This is a genomic window from Sphingomonas brevis (assembly GCF_023516505.1).
Classification (GTDB): Bacteria; Pseudomonadota; Alphaproteobacteria; order Sphingomonadales; family Sphingomonadaceae; genus Sphingomicrobium; species Sphingomicrobium breve.
Genome location: NZ_JAMGBB010000001.1, coordinates 2,573,253 through 2,593,378, shown reverse-complemented (window position 1 = coordinate 2,593,378; position 20,126 = coordinate 2,573,253). Strand labels below are relative to the sequence as shown.

The 20,126-nt window shown below is 63.6% G+C and carries 22 protein-coding genes; 10 read left to right on the top strand and 12 right to left on the bottom strand.

The features are described from left to right. From LZ518_RS13485 to rpsM, 5 genes are all read right to left on the bottom strand, one after another. Positions 1 to 840: Ig-like domain-containing protein (locus LZ518_RS13485; RefSeq protein ID WP_283938202.1), on the bottom strand; the 840-nt coding region annotated here is incomplete at its 3' end. Positions 841 to 1,046: 206 nt separating this feature from the next. Continuing rightward, on the bottom strand, positions 1,047 to 1,463 hold the full coding sequence (rplQ, locus tag LZ518_RS13325) for a 50S ribosomal protein L17 (protein ID WP_249916455.1): 417 nt from the start codon (positions 1,461 to 1,463) through the stop codon (positions 1,047 to 1,049). 122 nt (positions 1,464 to 1,585) lie between these two features. Continuing rightward, a complete protein-coding gene (locus LZ518_RS13320) occupies positions 1,586 to 2,665 on the bottom strand; it encodes a DNA-directed RNA polymerase subunit alpha (protein WP_249916454.1) in 1,080 nt (359 codons plus the stop codon). A 101-nt stretch (positions 2,666 to 2,766) separates the two neighbouring features. Further along, positions 2,767 to 3,156: a 30S ribosomal protein S11 gene (gene rpsK / locus LZ518_RS13315; RefSeq protein ID WP_025502672.1), complete on the bottom strand. Its 390-nt coding sequence runs from the start codon at positions 3,154 to 3,156 to the stop codon at positions 2,767 to 2,769. A 47-nt stretch (positions 3,157 to 3,203) separates the two neighbouring features. Continuing rightward, the gene (gene rpsM / locus LZ518_RS13310) at positions 3,204 to 3,572 is read right to left on the bottom strand and encodes a 30S ribosomal protein S13 (RefSeq protein ID WP_235068418.1); all 369 of its coding nucleotides are present in this window, start codon (positions 3,570 to 3,572) and stop codon (positions 3,204 to 3,206) included. Positions 3,573 to 3,770: 198 nt separating this feature from the next. Between rpsM and LZ518_RS13305 the strand changes: the two genes are divergently transcribed. From LZ518_RS13305 to LZ518_RS13275, 7 genes are read left to right on the top strand one after another with little or no spacing between them, the layout of a single operon-like run. Beyond that, positions 3,771 to 4,961 carry a dipeptidase gene (locus LZ518_RS13305; protein WP_249916453.1) on the top strand — a complete coding sequence of 397 codons (1,191 nt, stop codon included), beginning with the start codon at positions 3,771 to 3,773 and terminating at the stop codon, positions 4,959 to 4,961. Next, entirely contained in the window at positions 4,958 to 5,896 is a 939-nt protein-coding gene (locus tag LZ518_RS13300; RefSeq protein ID WP_249916452.1) for a bifunctional riboflavin kinase/FAD synthetase, read from the top strand. The genes LZ518_RS13305 and LZ518_RS13300 overlap by 4 nt, the downstream gene beginning before the upstream one ends. An 11-nt stretch (positions 5,897 to 5,907) precedes the next feature. Continuing rightward, positions 5,908 to 8,790, top strand: a complete 2,883-nt coding sequence (gene ileS, locus LZ518_RS13295; RefSeq protein WP_249916451.1) for an isoleucine--tRNA ligase — start codon at positions 5,908 to 5,910, stop codon at positions 8,788 to 8,790. Next, positions 8,783 to 9,286 carry a signal peptidase II gene (gene lspA, locus LZ518_RS13290; protein ID WP_249916450.1) on the top strand — a complete coding sequence of 168 codons (504 nt, stop codon included), beginning with the start codon at positions 8,783 to 8,785 and terminating at the stop codon, positions 9,284 to 9,286. The genes ileS and lspA overlap by 8 nt, the downstream gene beginning before the upstream one ends. Then, the gene (locus LZ518_RS13285) at positions 9,279 to 9,689 is read left to right on the top strand and encodes a DUF3035 domain-containing protein (protein ID WP_249916449.1); all 411 of its coding nucleotides are present in this window, start codon (positions 9,279 to 9,281) and stop codon (positions 9,687 to 9,689) included. Before lspA ends, LZ518_RS13285 begins: the two co-directional genes overlap by 8 nt. Positions 9,690 to 9,709: 20 nt before the next feature. Continuing rightward, complete coding sequence (locus tag LZ518_RS13280; RefSeq protein WP_249916448.1) at positions 9,710 to 10,261, top strand: winged helix-turn-helix domain-containing protein; 552 nt, start codon at positions 9,710 to 9,712, stop codon at positions 10,259 to 10,261. A 53-nt stretch (positions 10,262 to 10,314) separates the two neighbouring features. Further along, positions 10,315 to 10,704: a hypothetical protein gene (locus LZ518_RS13275; RefSeq protein WP_249916447.1), complete on the top strand. Its 390-nt coding sequence runs from the start codon at positions 10,315 to 10,317 to the stop codon at positions 10,702 to 10,704. Here the strand turns inward: LZ518_RS13275 and LZ518_RS13270 are convergent. After that, entirely contained in the window at positions 10,701 to 11,534 is an 834-nt protein-coding gene (locus tag LZ518_RS13270) for a sulfurtransferase (protein WP_249916446.1), read from the bottom strand. The genes LZ518_RS13275 and LZ518_RS13270 overlap by 4 nt on opposite strands. A 90-nt stretch (positions 11,535 to 11,624) precedes the next feature. On the opposite strand from LZ518_RS13270, the gene ung reads away from it, so the two are divergent. Genes ung through LZ518_RS13255 form a run of 3 tightly spaced genes read left to right on the top strand, consistent with a single transcriptional unit; the run spans position 11,625 to position 13,784 of the window. After that, complete coding sequence (gene ung, locus LZ518_RS13265) at positions 11,625 to 12,317, top strand: uracil-DNA glycosylase (protein ID WP_249916445.1); 693 nt, start codon at positions 11,625 to 11,627, stop codon at positions 12,315 to 12,317. A 10-nt stretch (positions 12,318 to 12,327) separates the two neighbouring features. Next, a complete protein-coding gene (queF, locus tag LZ518_RS13260) occupies positions 12,328 to 12,780 on the top strand; it encodes a preQ(1) synthase (protein ID WP_249916444.1) in 453 nt (150 codons plus the stop codon). Beyond that, the gene (locus LZ518_RS13255) at positions 12,735 to 13,784 is read left to right on the top strand and encodes a 2-dehydropantoate 2-reductase (RefSeq protein ID WP_249916443.1); all 1,050 of its coding nucleotides are present in this window, start codon (positions 12,735 to 12,737) and stop codon (positions 13,782 to 13,784) included. Before queF ends, LZ518_RS13255 begins: the two co-directional genes overlap by 46 nt. Here the strand turns inward: LZ518_RS13255 and LZ518_RS13250 are convergent. The 6 genes from LZ518_RS13250 to LZ518_RS13225 all read right to left on the bottom strand — a co-directional run bounded on the left by LZ518_RS13250 (position 13,781) and on the right by LZ518_RS13225 (position 19,854). Then, complete coding sequence (locus LZ518_RS13250; RefSeq protein WP_249916442.1) at positions 13,781 to 15,820, bottom strand: OPT family oligopeptide transporter; 2,040 nt, start codon at positions 15,818 to 15,820, stop codon at positions 13,781 to 13,783. The genes LZ518_RS13255 and LZ518_RS13250 overlap by 4 nt on opposite strands. Before the next feature lie 2 nt (positions 15,821 to 15,822). Further along, a complete protein-coding gene (locus tag LZ518_RS13245; protein ID WP_249916441.1) occupies positions 15,823 to 16,173 on the bottom strand; it encodes a hypothetical protein in 351 nt (116 codons plus the stop codon). A 2-nt stretch (positions 16,174 to 16,175) separates the two neighbouring features. Next, positions 16,176 to 17,387 (bottom strand): M20 metallopeptidase family protein, encoded by a 1,212-nt coding sequence (locus LZ518_RS13240; RefSeq protein ID WP_249916440.1) that lies wholly within the window; start codon positions 17,385 to 17,387, stop codon positions 16,176 to 16,178. 31 nt (positions 17,388 to 17,418) lie between these two features. Beyond that, entirely contained in the window at positions 17,419 to 17,733 is a 315-nt protein-coding gene (locus LZ518_RS13235; RefSeq protein WP_249916439.1) for a hypothetical protein, read from the bottom strand. A gap of 80 nt (positions 17,734 to 17,813) precedes the next feature. Next, the gene (locus LZ518_RS13230) at positions 17,814 to 18,212 is read right to left on the bottom strand and encodes a nuclear transport factor 2 family protein (RefSeq protein WP_249916438.1); all 399 of its coding nucleotides are present in this window, start codon (positions 18,210 to 18,212) and stop codon (positions 17,814 to 17,816) included. Next, positions 18,202 to 19,854 (bottom strand): helicase HerA-like domain-containing protein, encoded by a 1,653-nt coding sequence (locus LZ518_RS13225; protein WP_249916437.1) that lies wholly within the window; start codon positions 19,852 to 19,854, stop codon positions 18,202 to 18,204. The genes LZ518_RS13230 and LZ518_RS13225 overlap by 11 nt, the downstream gene beginning before the upstream one ends. Between the last annotated feature and the right edge of the window lie 272 nt (positions 19,855 to 20,126).

The window sequence follows — 20,126 nt, the reverse complement described above, 5'->3', positions numbered from 1 at the left end:
GCTGTCGCCCACGATGTCGGCCACCGCGTTCACGGTGACGTTGACCGTCGCGGTGTCCGTAAGCAGGCTGCCGTCCGAAACGGTGTAGTTAAATGACGTCGTGCCGTTGAAGTCGGCGTTCGGTGTAAAGGTGAGTTTGCCATCCGCGCCCAGCGTCACAATGCCGCCGGTGACTGCAACCGAACCTCCGACGACGATGGCCTGGCCCTCAACCTTGGTGATCGTCAGGGCGTCGCCGTTACCATCCGTGTCATTGGCGAGGACGTTGATGACGACGGCACCATCCTCATTCGTCGTCGCGCAATCGTTCTTGGCGTCGGGGGAATTTGGATCCACCCCATAGCTCGCGTTCTCGACTGCCGAGACCTTGAGATTGATCGTTTGAAAGGTGAATTCGGTCTGGTCGGCCTGGCCCGTGTTGCGGTTGAGATGCGCCGCGATAAACAGCTGATACTGCGCCCATTCCGCCGTGAACGCGGCCATAAACGAAGCGTTGTTCCACTGGTCATTGCTCAGATAGACGACGAGAGTGTCAAGCTCGGTCCCGGTGGTCCCGGCCTTCACCGCACCGTTGCCGCCGTCATAGCGGTCATAGGAAAGGTAGGTGCCGGTTGCGCTGCCCCAGAGATTCTCCCAGGCGCGATAGATCAGCCGATCCGCACCCGAGCCGCCGAGCACAGTGTCTGCGCCTGAACCGCCGTCGAGCGTATCGTTGCCCGAGCCGCCGTTAAGATTGTCGCTGCCCGCCCCGCCGCTAAGCAAATCGTTGCCAGAGCCGCCAACCAGATTGTCATTGCCCGACGTCCCAGACGACGTCGTCGTGCCGCTTGCGCCTGCCATGTCCGTCCCCCCAAAATACTCACACAAGGGCTCAGCGCGACTCGCCGTTGCGTTAAACCCGCGTTAACTATGTGTGATAATAATGGGTTAGGAAAGCATCACGGCGAAAAACCGTCCCCTTTTGGGACAGTCAACTTGCCGGACGCAAGAAAAAGGGCCCGCAAGCGATCCGCCTGCGAGCCCGAATTTCTTCGGTTGATTGAAGCTTAGGCCTCGGCCTCGTCCTCGATCATCTCCGGGCCGCTGTCCTGGCCCTTGGCGCTGACATCGCGGTCGACGAATTCGATGATCGCCACCGGCGCCGCATCGCTCGAGCGGATGCCGGCCTTGATGACTCGGGTGTAGCCGCCGTTACGGTCGGCGTAACGCGGACCGATGACGTCGAACAGCTTCACCAGCTGCGTATCGTCCATCAGCCGCGCATGGGCCAGGCGGCGGTTCGAAAGACCGCCCTTCTTGGCCAGCGTGACCAGCTTCTCGACGTAGGGGCGCAGCTCCTTCGCCTTGGCGGTGGTGGTGGTGATCTGCTCATGCTTGATGAGCGCAGCCGCCATGTTGCGGAACATGGCCGCGCGGTGGCTGGAGGTGCGCTGCAGCTTACGGCCGGCGACTTTATGACGCATTGTTCTTTTCCTTCGTTCGTAGGGGGCCCGTATGAGGTAGCCCGATCCAGGCGGTGTTTACGGGCACCGCCCAAACCCGAGAGGCACTCGCCTGTCCGGGGGACAGGCGAGCGCCGGACAGTTTAGCCCAGGAGCTCCTGCTCCAGTTTCTTGGCCATCTCTTCAATATTCTCCGGCGGCCAGCCGGGGATGTCCATGCCAAGGCGCAGGCCCATCGAGGCAAGGACTTCCTTGATCTCGTTGAGGCTCTTGCGACCGAAGTTCGGCGTGCGGAGCATCTCGGCCTCGGTCTTCTGGACCAGGTCGCCGATGTAGATGATGTTGTCGTTCTTGAGGCAGTTGGCGCTGCGGACCGACAGTTCCAGCTCGTCGACCTTCTTCAAAAGGTAGCGGTTGAGCTGGTTGGTGTCGGCGGCGGTGCCTTCGACCGGAGCGCCGCCCATGCCGGGGGCGCCGGCCATCGCCGCGGTCGGGATGGCACGGATCTGGCTTTCGTCGAAGTGGACGAACAGCTGCAGCTGGTCCTGCAGGATGCGGGCCGAATAGCCAAGCGCATCCTCCGGCGTGACGGTGCCGTCGGTCTCGATGGTCAGCGTCAGCTTGTCGTAGTCCAGCTCCTGGCCGACGCGGGTGTTTTCCACCTTATAGGCGACCTGGCGGACCGGGCTGTACAGCGCGTCGACCGGGATCAGGCCGATTGCGGCGTCGGCCGGGCGGTTGGCGGCGGCCGGGACATAGCCCTTACCAACGTCGGCGGTCAGCTCCATGTTGAGCGTCGCGCCATCGTCGAGGTGGCAGATGACCAGCTCGGGATTGGTGATCTCGATGTCGCCCGACGTGGCAATCTGGCCGGCGGTGACTTCGCCCGGACCAGTAGCCGACAGCTGAAGCCGCTTCGGACCCTCGCCCTCCATCTTCAACGCGATCTGCTTCACGTTGAGGATGATGTCGGTAACATCCTCGCGGACCCCCGCGAGGCTCGAGAACTCATGCAGCACGCCCTCGATCTTGATCGAGGTCACCGCCGCGCCCTGCAGCGACGACAGCAGCACCCGGCGCAGCGAGTTGCCGAGGGTCATGCCGAAGCCGCGCTCCAGCGGCTCGGCGACGAACGCTGCCTTGCGGCGCACGTCGGTTCCCGGCTTGCGCTCCAGCGCGTTCGGCTTCTTGAGTTCCTGCCAGTTCTTTGCGTTGACGGCCATTTTTCTTCCTTGGCAGAGCGGAGTTGCGGCGTCCCGCTAAACTCCTGATTTTGAAACTTTCTTCCTGAAACTTCGGCCAAAGTGAGACTTTGGCCGGAACTTCAGACGCGGCGGCGCTTCGACGGGCGGACGCCGTTGTGCGGGATCGGAGTGACGTCACGGATCGAAGTGATCTGGAAGCCGACCGCCTGCAGCGCACGAAGAGCGCTTTCGCGGCCCGATCCGGGGCCCTTGACCTCGACCTCAAGGGTGCGGACGCCATGCTCGGCGGCCTTGCGGCCGGCGTCTTCGGCTGCAACCTGCGCCGCGTACGGTGTCGACTTGCGGCTGCCCTTGAAGCCCATCATCCCGGCCGAGCTCCACGCGATGGCGTTGCCCTGGGCGTCGGTGATGGTGATCATGGTGTTGTTGAAGCTGGCGTTCACATGCGCGACGCCGGCGGTGATGTTCTTGCGCTCGCGACGGCGAAGGCGCTGGGGTTCACGTGCCATTGGAAATCCCTAATCTCTCTAAGTCGAGGAGAAGTAGCCCTGGGGGCTTACTTCTTCTTGCCGGCAATCGGCTTGGCCTTGCCCTTGCGGGTGCGCGCATTGGTATGCGTGCGCTGACCGCGGACCGGCAGGCCCTTGCGATGACGCAGACCGCGATAGCAGGCGAGGTCCATCAACCGCTTGATGTTCATCGCCGTCTCGCGGCGCAGGTCGCCCTCGACGGTGTAATCAGCGTCGATCGCCTCGCGGATGTGCAGCACTTCCTGGTCGGTTAGGTCCTGGACGCGGCGCTCCGGCGCAATCGACAGCTTCTCGGTGATTTCCTTGGCTTTGGCCTGGCCAATGCCGTGGATATATTGCAGCGCGATAACCACGCGCTTGTTGGTCGGCAAGTTAACGCCGGCGATACGTGCCATTAAGCAATTCTCCTAGCTCCACAGGGCGGCGGGCACCCGACCGCCCCATCTCAAAGCGTTAGCCCGTTCCAACGGAAAAACGGCGCGCGCAAGGAATGCGCCGCCGTGACCGATAAAACGGGATGGCGGCCATGTAGGTTCGGGCAGGATCAGAGTCAAGCGTCTGGACTTGCAACTGAAGTTCGCTACCGCTTGGCCATGCGCAAGCTGGGGTGGGCACTCGCCATAGTCGTCATATTGGTCGCGGCCGCGGCGTTAATGCTGCCCGGCTATATCGAGCGCGGACAGAACCAGATCGACGGCAACCGGCTGATCCCGGTCAGCCCGCAGGCAAAGCAGCTGCACGCAAGCCTGACCATTGTCGATCTGCACGCCGACACGCTGCTGTGGAAGCGAAGCCTGCTTGACGGCTCGGACAGGGGCCACATCGACCTGCCGCGCCTGCAGCAGGGCAATGTCGCGCTTCAGGTCTTTTCGTCGGTGACCAAGTCGCCCAAGGGCCTCAATTACGACCGCAACAGCGCCGATGCGGCCGACGACATAACCTTGTTGTCCATCGCCCAGGCGCAGCCGGTGCGAACCTGGAATTCGCTGCTCCAGCGCTCGCTGTGGCAGGCGCAAAAGCTTGACCGTGCGGTTGCCGCATCCAACGGCCAGCTGAGGAGCGTCGGCAATGACGCTGACCTCGACGCCCTGCTTGCCGATAGGGTGCGCGCGAAACCCATCGCCGCCATGCTCAGCATCGAGGGGCTGCACGACCTGGAGGGCAAGGCGGAGAATCTCGACAAACTCTATGCCGCCGGTTTCCGCATGGCCGGCCTGACCCATTTCTTCGACAACCAGCTGGCCGGATCGATGCACGGCGAAAAGAAAGGCGGCCTCACCCCCTTCGGCCGCCGGATCGTCCGGGCGATGGAAGCCAAGGGCATGATCGTCGACATCGCCCATTGCAGCCACAAATGCGTCGCCGACATCCTCGGCATGGCCCGCCGCCCGGTCGTTTCCAGCCATGGCGGGGTGCAGGCTACCTGCAAGGTCAACCGCAACCTCACCGATGAGGAGATACGAGGAGTTGCACGGACCGGCGGAGTGATCGGCATCGGCTATTGGGACGCCGCGGTGTGCGACATTTCTCCGCGCTCGATTGCCAAGGCGATGCGCTACGTTCGCGACCTGGTTGGCGTGTCTTATGTGGCGCTGGGCAGCGACTTTGACGGATCGACCACGACCCGCTTCGACGTCGCGCACCTCGACCAGGTCACGCAGGCGCTGCTCGACGAGGGCTTCACGCCGGATGAGATCCGCGCGGTGATGGGCGGCAACGCGCTGCGCGTGCTCCGCGCCGGGCTGGTGCCGATGCCAGCGCCTGTGCCATTGGCCGCGCGATGAAGCGACTGTTCCATGACCAGCCGATCCCAGACGATCTTAAGGGCGCGATCATTGCGCTCGGCAATTTCGACGGCTTTCACCTCGGTCACCAGGCAGTGGTCGGGCGGGCCGTCCAGCGCGGCGCACATGAACGCCGTCCGGTAATCGTCGCCACCTTCGATCCCCATCCGGTCCGTCACTTCAAGCCCGATACGCCGCCGTTCCGCCTCACCACCCTCGAGCAACGCCAGCGGCTGTTCGACCATGCCGGCGCCGACGCCATGCTGGTCTTCAACTTCGGCGCCGAACTGGCCTCCATGACCGCCGAGGACTTCATTGCCAGGCTGCTCGCCGGCCATCTCGGTGCGGCGGGCGTGGTCACTGGCGAGGACTTTATTTTCGGGAAAGGCCGCGGCGGCAACATCGACGTGCTGCGTGAGGTTGGCGCAAGTCACGGAATTACGGCCGAAACCGTCGGCGCGGTCGAGCTCGACGGAGTCCGCATTTCCTCCGGCCGGATCAGGGAGGCGCTTCAGGCCGGCGATCCGCATGCCGCAACGCAGCTGCTGTCGAGACCCTTCGCGATCGAGGCCGAGGTGATCCACGGCAACAAGCGTGGCCGCGATTTCGGCTGGCCGACCGCCAACATGAAGCTCGGCCCCTATCTTCGCCCGGCATTCGGCGTTTACGCGGTCCGGGTGCGCTTGCCGGACGAAAGCGAATATGATGGCGTCGCCAATCTCGGCCATCGCCCGATGTTCGAGCCGGACGAGCTGCTCGAAGCCCATTTGTTCGGCTTTTCTGGAGACCTCTACGGTCAGAAGGCCGAGGTTTCGCTGCTCCATTATCTTCGCCCGGAAGCGGCGTTCGATTCCAATGACGAGCTGATCGCCCAGATCGGGCGCGACGCGGAGGAGGCAAAGCGGCTGCTTGCCGCTGGCGCGACCCTCGCCTAAGGCCCGCCGAAATGTCCGACGCCCCCGATAACAAACCCGACTACCGTTCGACCGTTTTCCTGCCCAGGACCGACTTTCCGATGAAAGCCGGCCTGCCGCAGAAAGAGCCGGCGATTGCCGAGCGCTGGAAGGCGGAAAACCTCTACGGCCAAGTGCGCAAGTCGCGTGCCGGCCGGGACAAGTTCATCTTCCACGACGGTCCGCCCTACGCCAACGGCGACATCCATATCGGCCACGCACTCAACAAGACGCTGAAGGACATGGTCGTCCGCACCCAGACTTTGCTGGGCAAGGATGCGCCCTATGTGCCCGGCTGGGACTGCCACGGCCTGCCGATCGAATGGAAGATCGAGGAGCAGTATCGCAAGAAGAAGCTCAACAAGGACGAGGTTCCGGCCAGGGAATTCCGCGCCGAGTGCCGCGCCTATGCCCAGCATTGGGTCAATGTGCAGAGCGAGCAGTTCCAGCGGCTCGGAATCACCGGCGACTGGGACAAGCCTTACCTGACGATGGACTTCGCCGCCGAGGCGACGATCGTCAACGAGCTCTACAAGTTCGCCGAAAGCGGCCAGCTCTATCGCGGTGCCAAGCCGGTGATGTGGTCCCCGGTCGAAAAGACCGCGCTGGCCGAGGCCGAGATCGAATATGAGGATATCGTCTCGACGCAGATCGACGTGGCGTTCGAGATTGTCGAAAGCCCGATCCCCGAGCTGGTCGGCGCCCATGCGGTAGTGTGGACGACAACGCCGTGGACGATCCCGGTCAACCAGGGAATCGCCTACAATCCTGAGGTTGAATACGTCGTCTACTCACGCCAGCAGCTAGACGACCCGAGCAATCGCAAGAATTACCTGATCGCTTGCGATTTGAGGGAAGCGTTCAGCGCTCGTGTCGATAAAGCGCTTGGTGAACAAGGATTGTGGGCGTCTGAATTTTTCGTCGGAGGCAAATCGCTCGCCGGCACCATTGCCCGCCACCCGATGCACAAGCTCGGCGGCTTCTTCGCCAAGCCCCGCCCCTTCCTGCCCGGCGACTTCGTCACCACCGACAGCGGCACCGGGTTGGTCCATATGGCGCCCGACCATGGCGAGGATGATTTCGAGCTGTGCAAGGCCAATGGCATCGAACCGGTGTTCGCGGTCGAGGGCGACGGGAAGTATCGCGAGGATTGGCTGTGGCTTGGCGGTCAGGGCAGCGTGATCAACCCTAAGTTCAACGCGCCCGACGGCCCGATCAATTCGGACCTGCGCGAGGCGGGCGCGCTGCTCGCCGCCTCGACCGATTACCAGCACAGCTATCCGCACAGCTGGCGTTCCAAAGCCAAGGTCATCTACCGCTGCACCCCGCAATGGTTCATCGCCATGGACAAGCCGCTTGGCCACCAGCACGCCAAGACCCGCGCCGAGAAAAGGTGGGAGAATGAGGGCGGCGCGCTGGTCAATGGCGCACACCTGACTGACGACGAAAATGCGACCCTTCGCCAGCTGGCGATGAAGGCCATCGCCGAGACCCGCTTCGTCCCCGACAAGGGCCGCAACCGCATCGGGTCGATGGTCGAGGGCCGCCCCGACTGGGTACTCAGCCGCCAGCGCGCCTGGGGCGTGCCGATCGCCGTGTTCGTCGAAAGGAAGACCGGGCAATTGCTGGTCGACCATGACGTCAACCAGCGGATCGTCGCCGCGATCCGGGCCGAAGGCGTCGACGCGTGGGACGAGGTCCGCGCCCAGGACTATCTCGGCAACGGCTTCAAGGCCGCCGACTATGAGATGGTCACCGACATTCTCGATGTCTGGTTCGACAGCGGCTGCACCCATGTCTTCACGCTGGAAAGCGGCCACTGGCCCGAACAGCGTTGGCCGGCTGACCTCTACCTGGAGGGCAGCGACCAGCATCGCGGCTGGTTCCAGTCGTCGCTGATGGAAAGCTGCGGCACCCGCGGCCGCGCGCCCTACGACCAGATATTGACCCACGGCTTCACCATGGATTCGAAGGGCATGAAAATGTCCAAGAGCCTGGGCAACACCATCGACCCGCTGAAGGTGATGGAGGTGAACGGCGCCGACATCATCCGCCTGTGGGCCCTGTCGGTCGACTTCACCGAAGATCACCGCATTGGCGACGAGATATTGAAGGGCGTCGGCGACCAATATCGCAAAATTCGCAACACTTTCCGCTATCTCTTGGGTGCCCTCGACGGGTTCAGCGCGGAAGAGCGGGTGCGGCCCGAGGAAATGCCCGAGCTGGAGCGCTACATGCTGGCGCTGACCGCCCAGCTCGATGCGCGCCTCAGGAAGGCCGTCGATGATTACGACTTCAACGACTACACCCGCGCGCTGACCGATTTCTGCAACGAGGACTTGAGCGCCTTCTTCTTCGATATCCGCAAGGACAGCCTCTATTGCGATGCGCCTTCGGACGCGAAGCGCCGGGCCTATCGCACCGTGCTCGATATCCTGTTCGAGGCCCTGGTCCGCTGGGCCTCGCCGGTGCTGGTGTTCACCGCCGAGGAAGTGTGGGGCACGCGCTATCCCGACTCGGGCAGCGTCCATTTGCTCGAATGGCCGCTGATCGACACCGATTGGCGCGAGGATAGGGGTCTTTTCGCCAAGTGGAGCGAGCTTCGCTCCCTTCGCGAACAGGTTACCGAGGCGATTGAGCCGCTGCGCCGCGACAAGGTGATCGGTTCCAGCCTGGAAGCCCAGGTGACGGTGCCGAGCGACGCCGATCCGGCCTTGCTCGCCGAGCTGTTCATCGTCTCGTCAGTGAAGCGGGGCGATGCGCTGGCCGTGACCAAATCGGGCTTCCACAAATGCGGCCGTTGCTGGCGGCTTCTGCCCGAGGTCAGCCAGGATGGAGATCTGTGCGCGCGTTGCGACGAGGTGGTGAATGGGTAACCGGGCAAGCGCCTATCTGTTCGCGCTGATCATCTTCGCGGCCGACCAGATTTCCAAATGGTTCGTCACGGGCCCGCTCGGGCTGGTACTTGAGGGGCAGCAGTTGAAGCTGATCCCGATTTTCGACCTCACCCGCGTCCACAATTACGGCATCAGCCTCGGCCTCGCCCAGGCGCAGAACGACACACACCGCTGGCTGCTGGTCGCGGTCACTGCCGCCATCGCCCTCGGCGTCGCTTGGTGGATTCGCAAGGAGGAGCAGCGCGGCGACCAGCTGGCGCTGGCGATGATCCTCGGCGGAGCGTTGGGAAACATCGTCGATCGGGTGCAATTCGGCTATGTCGTCGACTTCCTCGACTTGCATTTTGGTAGCTGGCGGCCCTTTTATGTCTTTAATGTCGGCGACGCGGCGATTAGCATTGGCGTCGTCATCTTGCTGCTCCGCGCTTTCCTGCTTCGAGAGAAGGCGCCTGAAGGAACGAACGAACATGCGTAAAGCCCTGATCCTCATCGCCCCGGCGATCCTGCTGGCCGGCTGCGGCGCCTTTGGCGGCAACAAGCCCAGCAAGCTCGATGAGTTCGCCGTTGCCCGCAACGCGCCGCTGGTCATCCCGCCCGACTATTCGCTGACCCCGCCGGTGTCTGGCACCGTCAGCATGTCGGCGCAGGACGCGCAGACCCAGGCGGTCGAGGCGCTGTTTGGCGGCCCGGCTCCCCGCAGCGCGACCGAAACCTCGGTGCTGGAGCGCGCCGGACGCGACCGCGCAGCGCTCGGCGTCCGATCGACCGTTGGCGACCCCGACACCCGGGTGGTCGACAAGGGACAGACGACGCAGACGATCCTGTCTGCGCCGGAATCAAGCACCGCGGAGGCGTCGGCCCAGACGCCCGGCCAATAAGCCGCTACGGAAGGGGGAGCATGAGTTCGGACAATCTATCTGCCCGACTGGTCGAGATTGAAGCGATGCTCGACCGCTCGCGCCGCCGGTTCGAGGAAGGCACGCGCCTGGTCGAGGAAGCTCACCAGTCGCTGGCCGAGATCCAGCAGCTGCTGATCGGCTCTCCGGTCACTCTGTCGGCCGAAGACAATGAGGAAGCGGCTTCGCGCCTGCTCGCCAGCCTCAAGGCCAGCGGCAGCGAACTGCCCGAAACGCTGTGCGGTGGCCGGCTGGCGGTCGATCCCGTCCAGCGGCTGATCCGCATCGATGGCCATCCGATCGGCATTACCGAGATGGAATATCGCGTGCTCGAGCTGCTGGCCTTTGCCCGCAACAATGTCGTCACCCGGCAGATGCTGCTGAAGCATCTCTACCGCCGCGCCGACGACCAGCCGCAGCCCAAGATCATCGACGTGTTCATCTCCAAGCTCAGGAAGAAGCTGCGTTCGGCCAGCGGCGGAGCGGAATTCATTGAGACGATCCCGCAACGCGGCTGGATTTTGCGCGACATCGAGACGGCGACCGCGGCGTAAACCTTTTCCGTTCAAATGGAATGATTCACCGAAGATTTACCGTCTCATGGCAAATGGGTCGGATGATTCACTTCATCCCCGAATCGCCCGAGACGGCGCAGGAGATGCAGGCAGCGGAAGCGCTTGGGCCCTATGCCGAAGCGGTCGCGCGGCTTGCTTCAATCCGCCAGGCACTGGCCTGCATCGAGCAATATGCCGGGGACGAAGCCTCCGACAGCATGGCCGAGGCCAAGCTGGCCGCCGGCTGGCCGGCCGCCTCGCCCGCCAAGCAGCGTGTCTATGATGCGCGCTCGGCAAAGGTCACAGCCGCGGCTGCCGCGGGCCTGGAACTGGTCGCGCGCAGCCAGGAAGCCGGCAAGGAGCCCCATCCGGCCGCGATCGAGCGACTGAAGCGCGAACTGGGCGACGGCATCGGTTCGATCGACCAACTGTTCAGCCTCTAGGCGGGACCCTTCGCTTTCGGAGTTTCGGGGTCAGCCCCCCATTCGCTCCAGCTGCCATCATAAAGCTTACCGTGCCGGCCGCCGAGGCGGTGGGCGACGAAGATGATCGAGTTAGCGGTCACCCCCGATCCGCAGCTGGCGATGAACGGCGCCTCGGGGTCGATGCGCAGTGCGTCGAACGCTTCGCGCAGCTCGCTATCCGGCCTCAGCGTGCCGTCCTCGCGATAGAAAGTGGAGAACGGCAGATTCCTCGCTCCTGGAATATGGCCGGTGGCGACATTGGGCCGGGGGTCGGGCTCGCTCCCCTCGAACCGCGCTTTCCCTCGTGCGTCGAGTATCGGCATCTCAACGCCGGCCATGATCTGCTGCTTGGCGATCACTTCGCCGCTTTGTTCCCGGGCATCGAACCGCCCCTGGCGAGGTGTCGCCTCTCCGCTTTCGACCGGCCGGCCCTCGCTGCGCCATTTCTGAAAACCGCCGTCGAGAATGGCGACCCGCTCCGCACCGAAGTGGCGGAACATGAACCAGCCGCGGGCAGCGGTCCGGAGCGGGCTATTGTCATAGACGATGATCCGGTCGTCGCGGCCAACGCCCAGCGCCGCCATCGCCTCGCCGAACTCGGCGGCGCTGGGCAGCATGTGCGGCGTGGGGCTTGACCGGTCGGCAACCTGGTTGATGTCGAGGAAGCGGGCGCCGGGAATATGGGCCTCGGCGAATTCGGCGACCGGATTGCGGCCATCAGTGGGCAGGAAGGCGCTACTGTCGACAATCGCAATGTCGGCTTGATTGAGGTTGCGGGCCAGCCATTCGGTGGTCACCAGCGTGTCCATAGTCCCTATTCCTGTCATTGCGAGCGGAGCGAAGCAGTCCAGCGGGTTTCTGGATTGCCACGGGCTTCCAGCCCTCGCAATGACGGTTGAATGAGCATCAAGCTTGATTCCAGCTGGCTGGAGCCGCTCCAGACCGAGTTCGACCAGCCTTATATGGCCGAGTTGAAGCGCTTCCTCCTGACGGAAAAAGAGGCCGGGAAGCACATCTTCCCTGCCGGCTCCAACTGGTTTCGAGCCCTCGACCTGACCCCGCTGGACAAGGTCAAGGTCGTCATCCTCGGCCAGGATCCGTACCACGGCCCCGGCCAGGCGCATGGCCTCTGCTTTTCGGTGCCTGGCGGAGTCCGTCCCCCGCCGAGCCTGGTCAACATCTACAAGGAACTGCTGAGCGATCTTGGAATTCCCGCGCCCGCCCACGGCTTTCTCGAGCATTGGGCCAGGCAGGGGGTGCTGCTCCTGAACAGCGTGCTCACTGTTGAAATGGGCCAGGCCGCATCGCATCGCGATCGCGGCTGGGAGCGTTTCACCGACGCCGTCATCCGGCTGGTCAACGCCAGGCAGGAGCCGGTCGTGTTCATGCTGTGGGGAAGCTACGCCCAGAAGAAAGCGGCTTTCGTCGATACGTCGCGCCACCTGGTCCTGAAGGCGCCGCACCCCTCGCCGCTGTCGGCGCACAACGGCTTCCTCGGCTGCAGGCATTTTTCCAAGGCCAACGCCTTCCTGGAGGGCCACGGTCTCGCCCCGATCGACTGGGCGTTGCCCGAATGCGCCGTCAGCGACTAAGAGGCGCCGCATGTCCACGCCTCCAAAACATCTCGGCCAGGCCAGTGCCCTCCCCGCCTCACCGGAGGAAGCCGAGCTCGATTATGTGCCCAACCCGCGCCCGGGCTCGCTCTATCTGGTGCGGTTCGCGGCGCCGGAATTTACCTCGCTCTGCCCGGTCACGGGCCAGCCGGACTTCGCGCATCTGGTCATCGACTATGCGCCCGATGAGACCATCGTCGAATCCAAAAGCCTCAAGCTGTTCCTCGGATCGTTCCGCAACCACTGCGGCTTTCATGAGGATGTGACGGTTGGCATCGGCCAACGTCTTGCCTTGGAAATGAAGCCGAAATGGCTGCGGATCGGCGGCTATTGGTACCCGCGCGGCGGAATGCCGATCGACGTTTTCTGGCAATCTGGCCCGCCGCCCGAAGGACTATGGTTGCCGGACCAGGGCGTGGCCGCCTACCGGGGCCGCGGCTGAGCAGGGTCACCGTCCTCGGCGCCGGTTCGATCGGCTGCTTTGTCGGCGGCTGTTGGCAGGCCGCCGGGCTCGACGTCAGTTTCATCGGCCGCCCTAGTTTCGACCGCGACATCGCCGACCATGGCCTGACCCTGTCGGACTATAGTGGCTGGGCCGCCAGCCTGCCGCCAGATCGGGTCGACTACCGTACCCGGCCCGATACGTTGGCCAGCGCCGATATAATCGCACTTTGCGTCAAGAGCGGCGCAACCGCCGACGCTGCCCGGGAAATCGCGACCAATGGCAGGCCCGGCACCACCGTCATCAGCTTCCAGAACGGCATAAGCAACGTCGACGTTCTCGAACGTTTGCTGGGCGACCGCTTTACCGTTGTCCGCGGCATGGTGCCTTACAATGTTGCTTACCTAGGCGATGGCCGCTTCCACAAGGGCGTCGCCGGCGTACTCTACGCCGAGGACTGTCCCGAAACGCGCAGCCTCGCAGCCGCTATCGGCCAATCTCCCGCCGCCCTGAAACTGTCGGATGATATGCTAGGCATTGCCTGGGGCAAGCTGCTGATCAACCTCAACAATGCAGTCAATGCATTGTCGGGGCGGACGCTGATCGAGCAGTTGCGCGAGCGAGATTACCGTCGGGTGGTCGCCGCCTGCCAGCGCGAGGGTCTGCGCCTGTTGAGGCGCGCCGGGATCGAACCTGCCAAGGTCGGCGCGGTCGGCCCCGGCCTGCTGCCTTGGGTGATCGGATCGCCCAACTGGCTGTTCCGCAACATTTTCATGAAGTCGTGGAAGATCGACGCCAGGGCGCGCTCCTCGATGGCCGACGACCTTGCGGCGGGGCGGAAGACGGAGGTCGACTATATCAATGGCGAACTGGTCAAGCTGGCCGACCGGCTGGGCATCAGGGCACCGGTCAACGGCAGGATCGTCGAGCTGATCCGCAACGCAGAAGGCGGCGCGCCTCCGCTGGCCCCCGCTGCCCTCCGCGCTGCCGTGCTGGGTAACTAGCGCACAGTAGCCTCTGTCGGCGGGAATGCGGAGTCGCCCGGGGCGGGCGCATCCGTCGCCCGGCTCTTGGTCCAGTAATAAAGCGCCCCGATGGCCGCCGCGAAGACAACCATGCTGACCAGCATCACGGACGAATAGGGCTCGACCAGCGCGAAGACATTGGCGCTATCGGGCGATCCGGCCTTCTCCGCCCCGGCGACGGCCGCTGCGAACACCACGCCCATCAGGCTCTCACCGACGATGAGGCCCGTCGCCATCAATACGCCCATCCGTTCGGCGAAGGCCGGGCTCTTGGATTGCATTGCCCAGCGATTGTAGAACCATCCCAGCACGGCCCCGAGCGGGATCAGCAAATCCGCTTCCAGCGGCAGGTAAATGCCCATTCCGATCGCCAGCGGCGGAAGGTGCAGGCGCTTGCCCGACGAACGTTTCAGCAGCTCATCGACGATCACAGCGACGACACCGATGATCGCACCCTGGCGGATCAGGCTCCAGTCGAGGCTGCCGCCGAGCACGCCCTGCGCGATCGTCGAGATGATCGCTGCCTGCGGGGCTGCCAAGGCGGTTGCCTTCGCGCCCGGCGCTCCTTCGAATGTGAAGGCGGTGTTGAGGAGGTCGAGAATCGGCGGAATGACCAGCGCTCCGAACACCACACCGAGGACCAGCGCGACTTGCTGCCGCCACGGCGTGGCATCGACCAATTGACCGGTCTTCAAGTCCTGCAAATTGTTGTTGGAGATGGTGGCGACGCCGAAGATGATCGCCGTCACGAACAGGGCGAAGGCGACCAGGGCCTTGGTCTCGTCGCCGCTCACGCCCGGGAACAGCGCGACGAGGATCAACGAGATGCCCAGTACCGAGAGAATTCCGACGCCGGAGATCGGACTGTTCGACGCGCCGATCAGGCCGGCCATGTAACCGCACACCGCAGCGATCACCACGCCGGCGATCAGCACGTAGAAAACGCTGACGATGATAGTTGTGGTCGGTTCGGCCGAGATGGGCGCCGTGTTGCCGAAGGCATAGAGCAGCAGGCCGATGGGAATCATCGACAGCAGGATGGTTCCGGTCACAATGCCGATCGGAATATCGCGCTCGGTGAGCGGCAGCTCGGCGCCGCGTCCGGCTTTGCGCTCCTGATTGGCGATCAGGGCCGAGCGAATGCCCGCGACGATCGGGCCGATAATTTTCAGCAGCGTCCAGATCGCGGCAACGCCGATGGTGCCGGCGCCAACCATCCGGGCTTTCTGCCGGAATGCCGCGCTGACCAGCGCCTCCAGGTCGCCGCCGATCTGGGCGGCGAATCCGGCATCCTGGGTCCAGTGCGGAACGATGACTGCCCAGGTGATCAACATTCCGACCACCATCGCCGCACCGACTGCCACGCCGACCAAATGTCCGACGCCAATCAGAGCCATCGACAGGCTGGCTGAAATCGCCGAGCCGCCTGTGCCGACCTTGAACACCTTGCCGACGGTATCGGTCAGCAGCCGTGTCTTGGCGACGATGAAATAGAGCGCGGCAACCACGGTTGAACCGCCGATCAGCACCAGCCCGCGCCGGTTTTCCTCGGCGCCGCCGACGCCGCTGCCGACCTTCAGCACCTCGGCCGCGGCGACGCCCTCGGGATAGGGCAGGTCAGTGCCGGTGACCAATGCGCGCCTCAGCGGCACCGAGTACATCACGCCCAAAATGCCGCCGATCCCGATGACCGCCACCGACAGCCAGTAGGGAAAGCCGGTCCACCATCCGACCATGATCAGGCCAGGCAGCACGAAGATGATCGCCGACAGCGTGCCTGCCGCCGACGCGATCGTCTGGACGATGTTGTTTTCCTGGATGGTCGCGTCGCGGAACGCCTTGAGGATCGCCATGGAAATTACCGCGGCCGGGATCGAGGTCGCAAAGGTAATGCCGATCTTGAGCCCGAGGTACACGTTGGCGGCGGTAAACACGACGGTGATGAGTGCGCCGAGGATGATCCCGCGAAGGGTGAGTTCCTTGATGCCGCTGGTCGTTGCTGCCGAGCTCGCCATCCCTACTTCTCCAGATTCTTATTCTTGTTGGCGGGCGCGGGAAGCTCCTCGCGCTCGAAACGGATTACTGTGTCGTAACGGCTGAGCAGCAACCGGTCACCATCGATTTTGAGCGGCTGCCGGGTGAAGTTGGGCGACTTGTAGGCACCCACCATTTTGGTCGCGGTCAGGTAGACGTTTGCGCCATCCGACGACCAACTGCCCTCGGCACTTTCGGACACCGCGCCATAGTCCAGCTGGTATTGAAACTTGCCATCGGAATCGAGTTCCAGAGCGGCGCCGATTTCCATCTGGTTGGAAACATAGAAACCGGCTGGTGGCGCGTCAGCCGCGACCAGCAACAATGCAGCCAAAATCATTCCCACCCTCTTTCCAGAAAACGCATCGCAAAGGCGCAGTGCATGGCAACTCCGCGCGGCAGCACGGCTTCGTCCACCATCATGCTTGGGTTATGAAGCGGTGCCCGTTCGGCGGCATCGCTCCCCGGCGGTGCGACGCCAAGAAACGCCATCGCTCCTGGCACTTTTTGCAGCACATAGGAGAAATCCTCGGCGCCCATGATTGGCGCAGGCATGTCGAAATAGGCGGCTTCGCCAAATTCCTCGGCTGTCAGTTGGCGAACCATGGCGACCGCGCGCGGGTCGTTGATCGTCGGCGGATAGCCTTCCTCGATCCAGGCCCCCGCGGACGCCCCATGAGCTTCGGCAATCTTGGTAACGATCCGCTCGAACGCCTCTCCCAGCGCCTGGCGCATCTTGGTCGAAAGCGTGCGCATGGTGCCCAGAAGCTCGACGTCGTCGGGGATGACATTATGTGCGGAACCGGCGGAAATCTTGGTGATCGACAGGATCGCCGGATCGGTGAAGGTCGTCCGCCGCGCAATGTAGGATTGCAGGGCAACCACGGCTTCGCAGGCTATCGGCACCGGATCGATCGCATCATGCGGCATGGCCGCGTGACCGCCCTTTCCGCTGATCATCGCGCCGACCTTGTCGGCCGAGGCCAGCATGGCGCCGGGGCGGCAGGCAATGGTCCCTCCCGGCAGCGCATTTGGGAAGACATGCAGGGCGAACGCGGCCTCCGGCGCGGGATCGTCGAGCAGACCCTCGTCGATCATATACCGTGCGCCGTGCATCCCCTCTTCGCCGGGCTGGAACATGAACAGGATCGTACCGGCAAATTCGTCGCGGCGGCCGCACAGGATCCGGGCCGCGCTGGCCAGCATCGCCGAATGGGCATCATGGCCGCAGGCATGCATCTGCCCGTGCAGATGCGAAGCAAAGTCCAGCCCGGTTTCCTCGACGATCGGCAACGCATCCATATCGCCGCGCAGCAGCACGGTCCTGCCGGGCCTGGCGCCGTCGAGCCGGGCGATGAAGCCGCTGGTGCTTTGGCTGTCGCTGATTTGAAGCGGAAGGCCGGCAAGCGCCGCCTTCAGCTTCTCCGTCGTTCGCGGGCAATGAAGCCCAAGTTCCGGCTCGGCGTGGATCGCCCTTCGGAGCGTGACCAGTTCATCCAGTCCGGCTTCGGCGACGGTCGTCCATCTGGTAGGCGTGGCGACATTCATCGCCCGAGCCTAGCGCCCGATCCCGCCAACCTCAATTGGACATCAGGTCGCGGTATCGCTCGTCGCTGGTGAGCCGATAATCTTCGACGTCGCGCTGGGCGTTGGCGAGTGCTGCCGGTCGCTTTGTTCCCATTGCCGTGTCGAACTTGACCAGCGCGTCTTCCAGGGCCGCTGCTTCAGGCTGGCAGGCCGACTTGACGGCCGTCGAATAGCTATCGGCGGCAACCTTTGCCTGGCGCTGGTTGGTTTCAAAGCTCCGAAGGCAATCCTGGAATGCCTTGCGCGGAGCGTCGATTATCGCCGGATTGGGCGCTGCCAGGGCAAGCGCTATTACAAACGCGATCATACCCGTCCCCTCTTACGGACATATCAACGTCTTGGCAGAATGGCTTATCCCAACAAAAAATCAACCGTGACGCGAAATTGTCAGTCGATTTTCACTCCGGCGGGCACTGGCGAGCTGTGGCGACGGATAACCCGCCACGTTTCACCCTCGCGCACCCAGACATCGGTCAGGAGCACGCGCTCGTCGATCAATTGTCCAAGGTAGCGAACCTTCCATTGGGCATCGACCGTGGCGACGATTGTGTTTTCAAGCGCCACGCATTCCGTAACGCGCACTTCAAGGCTGGCAATGTCCATCCGATTGAGGGCGTCAATCCATTGCGGCAGGTCGACCGCAACCGAACCGGTCGAACGAACTCCGACCAGCTTGAATTGCGGATGGATCAGGCGGCGGAGGACATCCTCATCCTTCGCGATCAGCGCGTCGCGCCATTCGCGCTCCAGGTCCCGGACGTCGAGGCAGGGCGCGTCAGCGGCCACGTAGCAAGCCTCCGAAAATGCCGCGGAGCAGCGAATTGCCGAGCTGACGCCCAACCGACGAGGCAATCGAGCGGCCGGCCGATTGAATCATCTTGTCGGCCATCGTCGGCTTGGCAGCTTCGCGGGCGCGGCGGGCCTCCTCGCGTTCAAACTCGCGTTGCCGCTGGGCCTCAAGCCGGTCGGCCTCGCGCTGCTGGCGTGCAGCCTCCCGGTCGGCGGCAACGCGCTCCCGGGCCGCTGCCTTGTCGGCGATCGCCTGCTGCCGCGCGGCCTCAGCTGCCTCCTTCTGCGCCTCGGTATCGGCCTGGACCTTGGCCGCCGCGGCTGCCGCCTCATCGCCCTTGGCCTTCAATATCTCCTCAGCGCTGTCGCGGTCGAGCAGCGTGTCATATTTGGCGCCGATCACGTCGGTCTGGATCAGGATCGCTCGCTCCTGCGCGGTCAGGGGCCCTACCCGAGAACGCGGCGGCTTGATCAGCGTGCGCTCGACCGGAGACGGCGACCCGTCGGGCAACAGCAGCGACACCAGCGCCTCACCGATCTTGAGCTCGGTGATCGCACTGGCGACATCGATTTCCGGGTTGGGCCGGAAGGTGTCGGCCGCCGATTTGACCGCCTGCTGGTCGCGCGGCGTGAAGGCATTGAGCTTGTGCTGCACCCGGTTGCCAAGCTGTCCCGCGACCTTGTCGGGGATGTCGATCGGGTTTTGCGTAATGAAGTAGACGCCAACGCCCTTGGAACGGATCAGCCGGACGACCTGTTCGACCTTTTCCTGCAGCGCCTGCGGAGCATCCTCGAACAGCAAATGGGCTTCGTCGAAAAAGAAGGCGAGCTTGGGCTTGTCCGGGTCGCCAACCTCGGGAAGCAGCTCGAACAGCTCGGACAGCAACCACAGCAGGAAGGTCGAATAGAGCCGCGGGGACGACATCAGCTTGTCGGCCGCGAGGACGTTGATGATCCCCTTATTGGCCTCGTCAAGCTTCAGGAAATCCTCGAGATCGAGTGCCGGCTCGCCGAAGAAATGGTCGCCGCCCTGGGCCCGAAGCTGGAGCAGGGAGCGCTGGATCGCGCCGACGCTCATCTTCGAAACATTGCCATATTCCAGCGTCAGCTCGTCGGCCCGTTCGCCGCAACTGACCAGCATGGCCTGCAGATCGTCGAGATCGAGGAGCATCAACCCCTCCTTGTCGGCGACGGTAAAGGCGATTTGGAGAACGCCTTCCTGGACATCGTTGAGGTTCATCAGCCGCGCCAGCAGCAACGGCCCCATTTCGCTGACCGTAGTGCGTACCGGATGCCCAGCCTCGCCGAACAAGTCCCAGAACTGGACCGGGTAACCGGCATAGGACCAGTCGGTATAGCCGATTTCCTGTGCCCGGGCGGTGAAGGCCTCGTGCGGCTTGGCGGTCGCGGCGCCGGGCATGGCCAGGCCGGCAAGGTCGCCCTTCACGTCGGCGACAAACGTCGGCACGCCGGCGTCGGACAAGCCTTCGATAATGCCCTGCAGCGTGACCGTCTTGCCGGTGCCCGTAGCCCCGGCGATCAGGCCGTGGCGGTTGGCCCGCTTCAGCTCGAGTTGCTGGGGTTTTGCGCCGCCCGGTCCCGCGCCGATGAAGATGCTCGTCGTCGGATTACTAGCCATGCGGTTACGAGACTCCCTCAAGCCAAGCAGCAGTAACTAGGCCGAAGGAGTGTCAGCAACAAGACGGGCTTTTACCGACTGCTAATGGCGACCCCGAAGAACGCTTCGGGCGTCTGTTCGGGCCACAAGGGCAACGCGATGGACTCTTCGCCATTTTGGATGGCGACAGTAGCTCAGCAATTGCCAATATTCAATTTGCCGAAATGCCAAAATGGAGCGTTCGATGCGTACACCAGGATATCTAGCACTCGCTACAATGATTGCGTTTCTTC

Excerpts from the sequence above, each read along its gene's own strand:
- LZ518_RS13285 (WP_249916449.1), top strand. The coding sequence starts at position 9,279 with ATGCGTAAAGCCCTGATCCTCATCGCCCCGGCGATCCTGCTGGCCGGC.
- rpsM (WP_235068418.1), bottom strand. The coding sequence starts at position 3,572 with ATGGCACGTATCGCCGGCGTTAACTTGCCGACCAACAAGCGCGTGGTT.
- LZ518_RS13235 (WP_249916439.1), bottom strand. The coding sequence starts at position 17,733 with ATGATCGCGTTTGTAATAGCGCTTGCCCTGGCAGCGCCCAATCCGGCG.
- LZ518_RS13280 (WP_249916448.1), top strand. The coding sequence starts at position 9,710 with ATGAGTTCGGACAATCTATCTGCCCGACTGGTCGAGATTGAAGCGATG.
- lspA (WP_249916450.1), top strand. The coding sequence starts at position 8,783 with ATGGGTAACCGGGCAAGCGCCTATCTGTTCGCGCTGATCATCTTCGCG.
- LZ518_RS13250 (WP_249916442.1), bottom strand. The coding sequence starts at position 15,820 with ATGGCGAGCTCGGCAGCAACGACCAGCGGCATCAAGGAACTCACCCTT.
- LZ518_RS13320 (WP_249916454.1), bottom strand. The coding sequence starts at position 2,665 with ATGGCCGTCAACGCAAAGAACTGGCAGGAACTCAAGAAGCCGAACGCG.
- rplQ (WP_249916455.1), bottom strand. The coding sequence starts at position 1,463 with ATGCGTCATAAAGTCGCCGGCCGTAAGCTGCAGCGCACCTCCAGCCAC.
- LZ518_RS13225 (WP_249916437.1), bottom strand. The coding sequence starts at position 19,854 with ATGGCTAGTAATCCGACGACGAGCATCTTCATCGGCGCGGGACCGGGC.
- queF (WP_249916444.1), top strand. The coding sequence starts at position 12,328 with ATGTCCACGCCTCCAAAACATCTCGGCCAGGCCAGTGCCCTCCCCGCC.
- ileS (WP_249916451.1), top strand. The coding sequence starts at position 5,908 with ATGTCCGACGCCCCCGATAACAAACCCGACTACCGTTCGACCGTTTTC.
- LZ518_RS13305 (WP_249916453.1), top strand. The coding sequence starts at position 3,771 with ATGCGCAAGCTGGGGTGGGCACTCGCCATAGTCGTCATATTGGTCGCG.
- LZ518_RS13300 (WP_249916452.1), top strand. The coding sequence starts at position 4,958 with ATGAAGCGACTGTTCCATGACCAGCCGATCCCAGACGATCTTAAGGGC.
- LZ518_RS13240 (WP_249916440.1), bottom strand. The coding sequence starts at position 17,387 with ATGAATGTCGCCACGCCTACCAGATGGACGACCGTCGCCGAAGCCGGA.
- LZ518_RS13255 (WP_249916443.1), top strand. The coding sequence starts at position 12,735 with ATGGTTGCCGGACCAGGGCGTGGCCGCCTACCGGGGCCGCGGCTGAGC.
- ung (WP_249916445.1), top strand. The coding sequence starts at position 11,625 with ATGAGCATCAAGCTTGATTCCAGCTGGCTGGAGCCGCTCCAGACCGAG.
- rpsK (WP_025502672.1), bottom strand. The coding sequence starts at position 3,156 with ATGGCACGTGAACCCCAGCGCCTTCGCCGTCGCGAGCGCAAGAACATC.
- LZ518_RS13275 (WP_249916447.1), top strand. The coding sequence starts at position 10,315 with ATGGGTCGGATGATTCACTTCATCCCCGAATCGCCCGAGACGGCGCAG.
- LZ518_RS13270 (WP_249916446.1), bottom strand. The coding sequence starts at position 11,534 with ATGGACACGCTGGTGACCACCGAATGGCTGGCCCGCAACCTCAATCAA.